Origin of the sequence: Anaerococcus nagyae (assembly GCF_040364225.1) — a bacterium.
GTDB classification, from domain to species: Bacteria; Bacillota; Clostridia; order Tissierellales; family Peptoniphilaceae; genus Anaerococcus; species Anaerococcus nagyae.
In genome coordinates, this window is the sequence record NZ_AP031484.1 from 266349 (window position 1) to 279628 (window position 13280).

General features: G+C 30.3%; 13 protein-coding genes. All 13 read left to right on the top strand.

The genetic code is table 11. The features are described 5' to 3' along the window. Positions 1-41 precede the first annotated feature (41 nt). The 13 genes from ABXG81_RS01270 to ABXG81_RS01330 all read left to right on the top strand — a co-directional run bounded on the left by ABXG81_RS01270 (position 42) and on the right by ABXG81_RS01330 (position 13147). On the top strand, positions 42-2783 hold the full coding sequence (locus tag ABXG81_RS01270; RefSeq protein WP_353528933.1) for a hypothetical protein: 2742 nt from the start codon (positions 42-44) through the stop codon (positions 2781-2783). Then, the gene (locus tag ABXG81_RS01275; RefSeq protein WP_147318534.1) at positions 2770-3273 is read left to right on the top strand and encodes a hypothetical protein; all 504 of its coding nucleotides are present in this window, start codon (positions 2770-2772) and stop codon (positions 3271-3273) included. Before ABXG81_RS01270 ends, ABXG81_RS01275 begins: the two co-directional genes overlap by 14 nt. A 182-nt stretch (positions 3274-3455) precedes the next feature. Continuing rightward, the gene (locus ABXG81_RS01280; protein ID WP_353528934.1) at positions 3456-3788 is read left to right on the top strand and encodes a hypothetical protein; all 333 of its coding nucleotides are present in this window, start codon (positions 3456-3458) and stop codon (positions 3786-3788) included. Next, positions 3769-3978: a hypothetical protein gene (locus ABXG81_RS01285; RefSeq protein WP_353528935.1), complete on the top strand. Its 210-nt coding sequence runs from the start codon at positions 3769-3771 to the stop codon at positions 3976-3978. Before ABXG81_RS01280 ends, ABXG81_RS01285 begins: the two co-directional genes overlap by 20 nt. A gap of 20 nt (positions 3979-3998) precedes the next feature. After that, positions 3999-4538 (top strand): hypothetical protein, encoded by a 540-nt coding sequence (locus ABXG81_RS01290; protein ID WP_316116468.1) that lies wholly within the window; start codon positions 3999-4001, stop codon positions 4536-4538. A gap of 185 nt (positions 4539-4723) precedes the next feature. Continuing rightward, positions 4724-5842 (top strand): transglutaminase domain-containing protein, encoded by a 1119-nt coding sequence (locus ABXG81_RS01295; RefSeq protein ID WP_209814749.1) that lies wholly within the window; start codon positions 4724-4726, stop codon positions 5840-5842. Positions 5843-5937: 95 nt separating this feature from the next. Continuing rightward, a complete protein-coding gene (locus ABXG81_RS01300; protein WP_117521905.1) occupies positions 5938-6540 on the top strand; it encodes a DJ-1 family glyoxalase III in 603 nt (200 codons plus the stop codon). An 8-nt stretch (positions 6541-6548) separates the two neighbouring features. Then, positions 6549-7550: an NAD(P)-dependent oxidoreductase gene (locus ABXG81_RS01305; RefSeq protein WP_117521904.1), complete on the top strand. Its 1002-nt coding sequence runs from the start codon at positions 6549-6551 to the stop codon at positions 7548-7550. Positions 7551-7766: 216 nt separating this feature from the next. Continuing rightward, entirely contained in the window at positions 7767-8966 is a 1200-nt protein-coding gene (locus ABXG81_RS01310) for a S41 family peptidase (protein WP_316116465.1), read from the top strand. An 8-nt stretch (positions 8967-8974) separates the two neighbouring features. Next, positions 8975-10345: a magnesium transporter gene (mgtE, locus tag ABXG81_RS01315; RefSeq protein ID WP_316116463.1), complete on the top strand. Its 1371-nt coding sequence runs from the start codon at positions 8975-8977 to the stop codon at positions 10343-10345. An 11-nt stretch (positions 10346-10356) separates the two neighbouring features. Beyond that, positions 10357-11718 (top strand): magnesium transporter, encoded by a 1362-nt coding sequence (gene mgtE, locus ABXG81_RS01320; RefSeq protein WP_117521901.1) that lies wholly within the window; start codon positions 10357-10359, stop codon positions 11716-11718. Positions 11719-11814: 96 nt separating this feature from the next. Then, positions 11815-12513: an acyl-ACP thioesterase domain-containing protein gene (locus ABXG81_RS01325; protein ID WP_353528936.1), complete on the top strand. Its 699-nt coding sequence runs from the start codon at positions 11815-11817 to the stop codon at positions 12511-12513. Next, positions 12506-13147: an HDIG domain-containing metalloprotein gene (locus ABXG81_RS01330; RefSeq protein WP_353528937.1), complete on the top strand. Its 642-nt coding sequence runs from the start codon at positions 12506-12508 to the stop codon at positions 13145-13147. Before ABXG81_RS01325 ends, ABXG81_RS01330 begins: the two co-directional genes overlap by 8 nt. Positions 13148-13280 lie beyond the last annotated feature (133 nt).

A 13280-nucleotide genomic window follows, 5' to 3' on the forward strand; every position in this document is an offset into this window, starting at 1 on the left:
TAAGTTAATTACTTAGGTTTATACTTATTTAGGAGCTATAAATGAAAAAGAAAAAAGTATATGCGGGAACTGTTGCTTTAGCTATTGCTGTTGGTACAATTATTCCCTTAGGAAATTACAATATTAATTCATCTGCCTATGCAGCTGAGATTGAAGATCAAAAAGAAAATAATGAAGAATTAAATAGTTTAATAGATGAGCAAAGTACTATACAAGACTCTGTTAGTTACAAAAATGCTAGCAAAATTGAAAGAGAAACTTACGATTTAGCTATTAATAACGCAAAAAATTCTAGTGATACTGATAATAAAGATAAGAAAACTTTAATAGATAATATAAAAACTGCTAAGAAAAATTTAGGTGGGAATTCTTATATTACATATGAAGATAGACAAGCTCTTAGCTCAACAATTGCAATGGCTAAGAAATTAGAAGTTTCCATAGTAAATAAAAATATCAGTAATGAAGATAAAAATAGATTAACAAGTGCTATAGATGAATCAACTAATATCTTAAATAACAATGAAGTGGATTCAAGTGATATTGATAAACAAAATAAAAATTTAGCTGGTATTATTAATGAATTAGAAGGAAAGTATGAACTTGATGGAGCTTCAGCCTTAACAAGTGATGATATTGAAAGTATTAAGGATACTGATTCAATTGCATATGGTAAAGCCCATAGTGATTTAGAGAACTTAGTAAATACTGTAAAAAAATTTACTGAATCTAGCGATTATTCAAAGATATCTAGTAAAGATATAGTAAATAGCTTATCTACTTCATCTAATATTGCAAAGAAAGTTTACGATAATCCTAATTCAAGTACGGATGATTTAGTTTCTAGTTATAGAAACTTAAATAATGCTTATAATAAAGCTTTATCTAATATAAATAGAGAAAACACTGAATTTAATCGCTTAAAAGAACAAATTAAAACATATTCTAATAAACCTCAAAATTACGATAAGGCAAGTAAATCTGCCCAAGAAACTTATAATATAGCTAAGAAAAGAGCTCAAGGTTTATTAGCTGATTCTAAAGTATCTACTGAAGAACTAAACAAGGCCTTAAATAATCTAAAACGTGCAACCCTAACTTTAGCTCCAGTACCTATAAAAACTTTAGATGATAATAATTCTTCAAGAACTTATACAATCGATGACTTAAAAAGATTAGTTAATGAAGCTGATAATTATCGTGAAAATAATACTTATAAAAAATCATCTGCTGAAGCTAAAAAAGATTATGATAATGCTATAAAAGAAGCAGAAAAAATTATAAGTGCAGATAAGTATTCTGATAATGATGTAGAGAATATAATAAATAAAATTAATATTATTAAAAGAGAACTTGAAAACTCAGATAAAGGTAATGATTTAGGAAAAATTGATAAGGCAATAATTGAGCTTAAAAAACTTAAAAATAATTCAGAAGTAGTTAAGAAAGATTTAGTATATAAGAATGCTTCTGTTGAAAGTAAAGAGAATTATGATAAAGCTATAAATAAAGCAATTGATTTATTAGCTGAATATGCTAATGAAAAGCCGATTTCTACTGAAGATATTGATAATTGTATAGAAAATATTGAAAAAGCCTTAAAAGATTTAGGATATTATGAAGATACAAGTGAAGAAAACGACAAATCTCACTTAGAAGATTTAATATCAAAAGCAAAGTTTGCTATAAATCATAAGAGTTTTTCAAAATTTGCACAAACTGAAAGAGAAAGACTCAAGGATGCCTATGAAGAAGCTATGAAAGCTAGTACAGATGAGGGAATCAAATCAGCAATAAGTGATCTAGAAGCGGCTCTAAAACCATTTAGAGAATTAATCAATGATAATGATGAAAATATAGGTCTAAATAAACTATCTTTAGAAGAATTAGTAGATCTTGCCTATAAAGTTACAAAAGATAAAGATTACAAAAATGATGTTGGTCTTACTCAAGGTAAAAATCTTGTAGATGCAATACAGGCAGCGGAGAATTCTAAAACTAGCCAAGGTGAAGAAGATTCTAAAAAAGCATTAATTAGTGCTCTAAGTCAAAGTGAAATAAAACCTATAGTTGATAAAATTCTAAATAATGATAGTTCTGACAAAGAGGAATCTGATGAAAATTTAAGTGCATCTATTAAAAAAATAATAGATGAAGATCATGACTTTAGAAATACTGATAAATACTCCAAGGCTCAGAATTCATTAAAACAAAAATATGAAAAAGCTATTTCTGATGCAAAGGAAGTTATTAAAGATAAGAGATCCTCAAAAGAAGAATTAAGAAAATCCTTGAAAGAGTTAGAAGATGCAAAAGAAGCTCTTGACGGGGATAAGTTTGAAGAAAAACTAAAAGAACTAGAGTCTATCTTTGCTGATAAAGGCAAAAATATAGCTGATTCAAAAATTAGATCGGACTTAGAGAAAAAAATAAATGGATTATCTGAAAGTGGAGATACCACTATGGATGATCTTTTAGCGGTTGAATCTGAGTTAAATAAAGCTATACCTAAGGGCGGAGTTAGTGGTAGCAATAGTCCAGTTACTTCTACTACAAAAACAACTACTACTGTTCCAAAGACAACTACTACAACCACACCAGTAACAACAACTAGACAAGTTCCTGCAACAATAAATCCAGGATCCATAGTAAGGACTGGTATAAAATCACTTGCAGGAGTAATAATAGTATTAGCAGTAGCCGTAGGAGCTTTTGTTCTTACAGGTAAAAATAAGGATAAAAATGAGGGTATAAAAAAGGAGAGAAAAGATGAAATTAAATAAAACATTAGTAGCAGCATTAGTATTAGGAATTGGTCTTACTGGATGTGACAATATGGTAGAAGATGAAAATAAAAAAGAAGAAGCAAAAACACCAGTAGTTGAAGAAAATGAAAAGCAAGCAGCAGATTCTACTGAAAAAGCAACAGATAAAAAAGACTCTGATAAAGTAGAAGAAAATGAAGAAGAATCTACAGATAAAAAAACAGAGGATTTAGAGGACAATGAAAAATCTGATGAAGATAAAGAATCTGAAGAAGCTAATACAGAAAAAGAATCCTCAAAAGATAATAAATCCAAAGAAGAGAAAATAGAAGAATTGGAACAAGCTATATTTGATTTAAGATCATCTCAACGTGCGGTTGAACTGTTATTCCAAATCTCACCAGAATCTACTAAGGCACATGAAGATGAACTAAACTCTTTATTAGATGAATCAAATGATTTATTAGAAAAAGCACAAGATGCTCTTGCACAACTAAAAGCTGAATAATTAGAATCTAAGGCCCTATTGGGTCTTTTTAGCTAGCTTTATTAAGTATATTTAGGGATATAATGTCCAAAATGAAACTTCCAATTAATAAGGAGTTGTAAATGAAGGAAAAATTAATTAAATTTGAAGCCTACCTAACTTTAGCTTTTATATTAATTATTCCTAAAGCAAATGCTTAAGAAATGGATAGTTACTCTACATTAGAATCTGAGATTAGTCAAGAATCAAATTTAAAAGAATGTAATGACGATATTAACACTTATAATTTAAGAAATGATGATGTTAATAAAATAAAAAAAGAATTAGAAAATTCAGTAACTATAAGAGATAACAAGTCTACATATACAAAAAAGACTTATTTTTATTATAATGATGCTGTGATCTTTGCGAAATCTACACTTGAAAATCCAAGCTCTAGTATAGAAGAATTAAAATCAGCTTATAATAAGTTAATAGCTTCTAAAAATAACCTAGTCAAACTATCCCCAAATATAAATGAAAAAAAAGCAAGATGAAATTAAGAATTTAGAAAAAACTATTGAAGAATGTAAACTTATAAAAAAGGGAGCAGAAGTAATAGTAGAAAATGCGCAATATATTTCTAGTAAAAATATAGATTATTTACAAAGGTTAATTGACAAAGCTAACGAACTAATATTAGAAGGTAAACAAGTCTTAAATTATATAAATGGCATAAAAGGTTAAATTTACAGATTGGAGATAATATGAAAAACAATAAAAATTTGTTTAAAATACTTTTAGTAACAAACCTAGCTTTTTTAGGAATTGCTAGCCCTATAGCTCATGCAGATGAATCTCAAGCACAGGCAACTAGTCAAAATTCAAATTTTAATAATCAAGTTTCTCAATTAAAGATAGCTGTTGATGACATGGTAAATGTCGTAAATAGTAATGCTTATTATAACTATGCTAGTCAAGAATCTAAGGCAGAATATGAAAATGCTATAAATAATGGTAAATATTTACTCGCTAGACTAGATTCAACTAATTATGAGGAATTAAGGCAAGCAACCATAAGAATAAATAATGCTAAAAATGTAATAGAATCTGAAACGTATCGTAGTGTCCAAAAGCAGGAATTAATGAAAGCTATAGAAGATAGTAAAATAACAATTAATGCAGCTAAAACTTTGCAAAAGCGAGCTGTTAATTTTTCTAAGAAGAATGCCGATTTGCTAGAAAGATTAATAAAAGAATCAGAAGCTTTAATAGCTGAAGGGGAATTAATGCTTTCTAAAATATAGTAGATTATAATAAAGTATAAGTTTTTAAAGACCATTGCTGGTCTTTTTTTTATAAGAAAAATATATAGTATAAAATTATATAACTTATGGATTATTCTCATAAATAAATATTTTAAAACTTTAAAATAAGGTAAAAAAATGTATATTATATAATAATATAAATAAAAAATATTTAGGAGTTTGCATTGAAAAATAAACTTTTAACGGCTAGTCTTGCTGCTTTTTTAGCAATAGGCCCAGTAATAGATATACCTATATCTACATCTACTGCTTATGCAAGTAGTGTAGAGGAAGTTGCACAAATTGATACATCCGATCTAGAAAGTACTGTTAAAGCTGCTAAGTATCTTTTAGCTCATGCACCAAATACATTTAAAGGAGATAAGAAAGCTTACCTTGAAAGATTAATAAAAGAATCAGAAGATTTATTAAATATAGTATACAGGGCTAGAAGCCAAGTAAAAGATACTGATAATCTAAATATCAGAATTAAAAACATTATAAGATCTAATTTAAATAATAGAAATACTGAATTTACTATAAATGTAAATGGTTACACAACAAATTCTCAGTTGCAAGAATGGTTTCTAGAGACAGCTAAAGAAGACTGGTATTTCTTTTATAGTATGTATGGCAGAACGAATATAAAAACTAAATATAATCCTAAAAGAGCTAAAGGAGATAAGTTCTATGTTAATTCTGCTACCTTTAATGTAAGTTACAGAGAAGATCCATCAGTTGAAAAAGAAGTAGAAAGCTTTGCTAATAAGTGGGTGAGAGAAAATATTAGTGCAAATGACACTGATATTGATAAGGTATTAAAAATTCATGATTTTATAGTAACTCAAAATCAATATAATAGAGGAGATAGCAATAATATGAGTGGTGGTTATTCTATCTACCATCCTGCAAGTATACTTTATGGCAATGGTGGAGTTTGTAATGCTTATGCTACTCTTTTTGATAAACTAGCAACAAAGGTAGGTCTTGATGTAAGATATGCTACTGGAACTTCAAAAAAAACAGGAGAAGCTCATATTTGGAATATGGTAAAGGTAGATGGTAATTGGTATAACATAGATGTAACTTATGATGATCCAACTATTACTTTTAATGAAGGAGATATAGAAAATATAGAAGACTTCGTATCATATAATTATTTCTTAAAAAGTGACAATGAGATAGGAGAATCAAGGATTATAGACAACGATGGCAATAGACCGCAAGGGCTTACTAGTATAGATACGGGCCTTAAAAGCTCTACTATACAGCTAATAGATGGATCATATAAAGTAGTTAAATAAAGTTCATATAAAGCTCTTTTATTTAAATATATATATATGAAACTGTAAAACTTATTAGCATTTCTGGGGTAAAAATACAATCGAGAGGAGTTAATATGAATAAAATTTTAGTATTTTTGGCTGATGGCTGTGAAGATGTAGAAACTTTAACTGTAATAGATTATTTAAGACGTGTAGATGTTATTGTAGATACAGTCGCTACAGAGGATGATATATATATCACAACAAAATCAAATGTTATTATAAAAGCTGATAAGATGCTTAATGATATAAATCTAGATGATTATCAAGGCCTTTATGTACCAGGAGGTACAAAAGGTGCAGAAAGTTTAAGGGATAATGATAAGGTCATAGATATTATAAAAGAGTTTAATGATGAAGGTAAAATCATTTCTGCTATATGTGCAGGTCCAATTGTATTAAATCGTGCAGGAGTATTGTCTAACAAAAAAGTGACTTCATTTCCAACTATAGAAGAAGATCTTGATAATATAGGTCAATACATTGATAACAAGATAGTAGTAACGGATGGAAACATTACAACAAGTAGAGGTGCTGCTGTTACTGTTTATTTTGCTATGAGACTTGTTGAAATCTTAGAGGGAGTATCTGCAGTAGATGATCTTAAAGAAGGTACTCAACAAATTGCTGTGGAAGATTATTATAATATAAGCTATGATTATATTAGCAGAGATTAGGAGATATTATGGAAAATTTAAATAAAATATTTGTCTTGGGCGGGGCAGGATTTTTAGGCTATCACACAATAAAAGAAGCTACAAATCGTGGATATTCTGTAAAAACTGTTGATATTGTAGAACTTCCAGAAAATTTACAATTTAAAGAGAAGGATAATGTAGAGTTTATTATACAAAATTTCTTTGACTTAAATGATGAAGAAATTATTAGTTTGATAAGTGGATGTGATGGCTTTGTATATGCAGGTGGTGTTGATGAGAGAATAGTACCACAAAAGCCTGCACGCAAGTTTTTTTATGAAAAAAATGTATTGCCAACTCAAAGGATTGCAAGACTTGCTAAAGAGTCTGGAGTGAAAAGTTTCGTGTTGTTAGGCTCATATACTGCAGAATTTGCAGAAAATAATATGGAACTAAGGGAATACTCTTATCAAAAAGAACCTTATGTAGAAACCAGACTACTTCAAGAAAAAGTAGCAATGTATGAAGGAGACGGAGCGATGAATGTTTCAGTCCTTAGACTTCCATATATTTTTGGAACCATGGAAGGTAAAATCCCTCTTTGGTCTATGTATGTAGATATGCTAAGAGGTCAAGAATTTATGCCAGTTACAACAGGTGGAGCTGCAACAATAAGTGCAAGCCAAGTTGGACAAGCAGCTATATCTGCTCTTGAAAATGGAGAACACAGGAGAACTTATCCGGTATCTACAGGATATATAAGCTATGAAGATTTTTATAAAAAAATTCTAGAAGAATTAGGTCAAGAAGAATCTACTGAACTTCAAGTAATGAGCTTTGATGAACTAGAAGAAGCTTATAAAGAAGATGAAAAATTAACAGATCAGGAAGGTGTTGAACACGGCATTAGACAAGTAAACATGCTTAGAGCAAACAGTATGGAATTTAGATTGCCAACTGAATTAGCATATGATGAACTTAGAGTAAGAGAAGAAGATACAGATAAGCTAATAAAAGAAACCCTAAATTGGGCAAATACACAAAAGTAAATATGCTTAAATAAAAAGAGGTTTGTTAAGATAGGGATAAAGTTTGTATTTCAGATTTTGTATCTCACTTCATATCCTCTTTTTTTATTATAAGATTTTAAATTGCTATAAATAATAGCTATTATATATATTTAAAACTGAGAAAAATTGTTGTATAGTTATATTATTATGACTCTGAAAATAAGGGTATGAATTATATGTATGATTGGAGGAATTATGAAAAAATTCGGGAAGTTTATACTTGCACTTTTGCTTATTGCAGGTGTAGGATTCACAGGTTTTTCCCTAGGTAGTAATATGAATATTTCATCTACTTCTAATAATAGAGATAAGGAACATATTGCTGAAATGGAAAACCTAAAAGCATTGCTAAAGCAAAATTATCTATTTGACTTTGACGATGATCAGATTTATGAAGGATCTCTTAAGGGAATGTTTGCAAATTTAGGTGATCCTTATACAGCATATTATACAAAAGATGAATTTAGCAGGTTGATGGAAACTCTGGATGGACGTTATCAAGGCATAGGAGTATCTGTCCAAGCCAGCAAAGAAGGATACATAAAGGCTGTTTCAGTATTTGATAATTCACCTGCAAAAGAAGCTGGAATAAAGCCAGGAGATTATATAACTAAGGTAAATGGTAAATCTTTTGGCCCAGATCAATTAGAAGAAGCAGTTGCTGAAATAAAGGGCGAACCTGGTAGTAGCGTCAAGCTTACTATTCTTAGAACGGAAGAAGATTCATCCAACTCTAAGGAATTTGATATAGAGGTAAAAAGATCAGATGTTTCAGTTGATACTGTAGATGATGATATAGTAGAAATAGATGATAAGAAGATCGGATATATCCATATCAAGGCTTTTGATGATGTAACTTGGGATGACTTTTCGGAAAGTTTTAATAGACTTAAATCTGAAAATATTGATGGTTTAGTATTAGATGTTAGAAATAATCCAGGTGGAGCTTTAGATGTTGTAATAAACATAGCTGATAACTTTCTTGATGAAGGAGTTATAGTAAGTACAAAAGATAAAAAAGGAAACGTTGTTAAAGAAAAATCTGATGCAGATATGGATGATATTCCAATAGTACTTATCCAAAATGAAAATTCAGCTTCAGCTAGTGAAATTCTTGCAGGAGCATTAAAAGATAGAGGACGTGCAAAAATTGTTGGTACTCAATCTTTTGGTAAGGGTGTCGTACAAAAAGTTTTTACTCTAGATAATGGTGCTGGTGCAAAGATAACTATAAGTGAATATTTTACACCAAATGGCACAGAAATTAATAAGGTAGGTGTAACTCCAGATATAGAAGTTGAAGCTAATGAAGATCTTGACTTAAATAAATTAGATTTTAAACATGATGACCAATTTATAAGAGCTTTAGCTGAACTTCTTAATGAAATAAAATAGGTGATACTATGTATAAGTACAAATCTAGTGAGCATAGGATTAGACAACTTAATTATCTCTTAGAAAAAAAGAGAATAGATGAGCTTACGGAACTTCTTAGGAGAACTAATCCAATCGATGTTGTAGAATGCATAGAAGATTTACCAGCAGAAGAAGCCTTGGTTATATTTAGGCTTCTTAAAAAAGAAGATGCTATAGAAGTATTTGCGGAGCTTGATCAAGAGGATAAGCAGAAGCTTCAAAGTGGTCTAAATGAAGATGAATTCAAACAAATCTTAGATGAACTTAATTTCGATGATATGATCGATACCCTTGAAGAAATGCCAGCTCAGATGGTTCAAAATATACTAGAAACTTCTGATAGCCAAACTCGAGATTTGGTAAATGAATACCTACAATTTCCAGAATATTCTGCAGGGACTTTGATGACTACAGAGTTTGTCGAGGTAAGTCCAGATATGACTGTTGGTCAAACCTTAGAATATATAGAAAAAGTTGGGCATGACAAGGTAACTGTCTATACTTGCTATGTTACTGGTCCTAAAAAAGTACTATTAGGTTATGTTTCATTAAGAGTAATAGTTACAAGCGAGCCTGATGTAAAGATAAAAGATTTAATGTATGAGGATGTTATCACAGTAGAAACTACAGAAGATCAAGAAGATGTAGCTCATAAGTTTCAAAAATATGGATTTACAGCCTTACCAGTAGTGGATCATGCTAATAAGCTTGTAGGTATTATCACAGTAGATGATATAATGTGGATTATAGAACAAGAGGCAACAGAAGACTTCCAGCGTATAGCAGGTACCACACCTGAAGAATCAGATTATTCTAGAATGACAGCCTGGGATCTTGCAAAAAATAGGATTCCTTGGTTGATGTTTTTGATGATTTCAGGAGCATTTACATCTACTATATTAAAAAGATATGAAGATGTAATCCAAACTGTTATAGCTCTTAATATGTTTATACCAATGCTTACAGGATCTGGAGGTAATGCAGGCAGCCAGGCATCAACTCTTGTAATACGTGCAATGGCAACTCATGATATAGAGCCAAGTGATTGGGCAAAAGTTGTGCTTAAAGAAATTACGGTAGGACTTATATGTGGTTTGGCCTTGGGAATAGTAGCCTTTTTAAAAAGTTATTTCTTTGATAAAGTTGCAATCAATGTTGCCTTTGTTGTAGCTTTAACTATTCTTGCCATAGTTGTAATGGCTAAGGCCATAGGTTCACTTTTACCTATGGTTGCTGAAAAATTTGGCGCAGATCCAGCAATAATGGCAAGTCCACTTATCACAACAATTGTAGATTCCCTAGGGCTTATCGTTTACTTTAATATAGCTCAAGCGATTCTTCCAGGTATAACTATGTAGGAGGAGATAAGATGAGTAATTATAATTCAACAGAAGATAGAGTAAAAGAACTTTATCATCTATTAGAAAACAAAGAGACAAATGAATTATCTGAACTTCTACGTAGATCCAATGCTGCAGATATAGTAGAGTTTTTAGAAGAATTAACTCCAGAAGAAGCCCTAGTAGTATTTAGATTACTCAAAAAAGAAGACGCAGTAGAAGTATTCGCAAAGCTTGATTCTGATCAGAAAGAAAATTTTCAAAAAGGCCTAAATGAAAATGAATTCAAAGAACTATTGCATGAATTAAATTTTGATGATAAGGTAGATACACTAGAAGAAATGCCAGCAGCTATGGTTCAAAGGATTTTGCGTTCTTCTGATAGTGATACGAGAAAACTCGTAAATGAATACCTCAAATTTCCAGAATACTCTGCGGGAACTTTGATGACTCCAGAGTTTGTAGAAATTAAACCATATATGACTGTAAAAGAAGCTCTAGCTCATATAAAGAAAGTAGGTAATGATAGCGAGACAGTTTATACTTGCTATGTAACTAGTCCTACTAAAGAACTTTTAGGTTATGTTTCTTTAAGGTTAATAGTTACAAGTAGACCTGATACACGTATAGAAGAATTGATGTATGAAGATGTAATAACAGTTTATACAACAGATGATCAAGAGGATGTAGCTCATAAATTTCAAAAATATGGATTTACAGCTCTTCCAGTAGTAGATATGACAAATAGGCTAGTAGGTATTATTACAGTAGATGATATAATGTGGATTATAGAACAAGAGGCAACAGAAGACTTCCAACGTATAGCAGGTACCACACCAGATGAGGAAGATTATTCAAAAAGAAGTCCATTCTCTCTTGCTAAAAATAGAATCCCTTGGCTGATGTTTCTCATGATATCAGCTACTTTTACATCAACGATTTTGCGTAGCTATGAGTATGTAGTTAAGGCAGTTATAGCTCTTAATATGTTTGTTCCGATGCTTACTGATTCAGGAGGAAACGCAGGAAGCCAAGCATCAACCTTGGTCATACGTGCAATGGCAACCCACGATATAGAACCAAGTGATTGGGCAAAGGTTGTGCTTAAAGAAATTACGGTAGGACTTATATGTGGTTTGGCCTTGGGAATAGTAGCCTTTCTAAAATGCTTTTTCTTTGATAAAGTAGCATTACAAGTTTCTCTTATAGTGGGACTTACTATTATATTTGTAGTAGTAATGGCAAAAACAGTAGGAGCGCTCTTACCAATAGTAGCTGAAAAACTAGGAGTAGACCCAGCAATAATGGCAAGCCCATTAATATCCACTATAGTTGACTCCTTATCACTAATAATTTATTTTAATATATCAAAATTAATACTTGGGGTTTAGAGAAAAAAATCACATCATGATTGGTGTGTTTTTTTTATACAATAATTATTAAATTTTTATAAAAATATAAATGATACTAACAAGAAAGAAGGAATTATGTCTTATACAAGAACTTTTAAAATACCCTACATGCTCTGTGATAGATATCAAAATTTATCCTTGAGAAATTTAGCTAATCTTTTGGCAGATACATCCTTAACTCATTCACATATATTAGAAAAAGATATTGATATGTCAAAATTCAGGTGGATAGTTTATTCTTGGGATATTGAAATTATAGATGTAATAAAGGAATTTGATGAAGTAGAAGTGACTACCAATGTTGTAGGTACACACAAATTCTATGCTCATAGAAATGTCTATATAAAAAGAGATGGAGAAATAATAGTTAAGGCCTATGGATTATTTTTATTAATAGATATAGAAAGAATGAGACCTGTAAAAATGAGCGAAGAACTTATAGAAGCTTATGGTAATGACCCGCTTATTTATGAAAAAGAAGATTTGACTTATGAAGATAGCTTTAATAAGCATAAAAATATAGAAATAAGGTATACTGATATAGACAGCAATTTTCATGTAAATAATGCTGTGTATTTTGATTATATATCTGATCTTTGTTCTTTAAGCACTAAGGACATAAAATTTATTAATATAGTTTATAAAAATGAAATCAGAAATAAAGAAATAATAATTGGCGAATATAGTGAAGATAACAAAGAGGTAGATTATAGGCTTAGATCTACAGAGGATAAAACTATATACACATATGGAAAGATAAGAAAAAATGTATAAAGATGGTTTTGGCAATATTCCAAATAAAGATAAAATAATAGCATATTTAGAAGAAGGGTATGAGAAAAGTCCTGGGAAGTGGGTTCTTCACTCATGGATAGTAGGGCAAACAGCAAAAAATATGGCGCCTGAACTAGGTCTTGATCCAGATGTAGCAATTGCCTGTGGTGCACTCCATGATATAGGAAAATCATATTATAAAAAAGATGCAGCTCATTTTTTAAAAGGTTATAAGATACTTAGGGCAGATTCTTATTTTTTCCCAGCAAGAATAGCTCTTACTCATAGTTTTCAAGTAACAAATGTTAATGCTTATGTGGGAGATTGGAATGTTTCTGATAAGGATAAGGCCTTTGTAGAAAATTTCCTTAAATATAATGAGTATAACGATTATGATTTATTAATTCAACTTTTAGATGGACTCATAAAAACTGAATTTCTAGGTATAGGAAAAAGGTGTGAAGGAGTAGCCCAAAATCATGGCAAGAATCAGTATTTTGAAATAAGAAAAAACCGTCTTTATGAACTAGAAGAATATTTTTCTAAAAAACTTTCAAAAAATATAAAAGACTATATGCCAAATCCAAGATGGTACAAATTTCCTTATAGGTATTTTAGAGAAAGCGGTATTTAGTCTTGCAAATACTATTTTAGCGAGTATATTATAAATGAATTTATTTTACCACCCTTGGAGGCTAACTAGCCTCCAATTTTTTTATACTTTTAAAAATGAAAGATATTCATTTATATTTATAAATTTCAAAAAA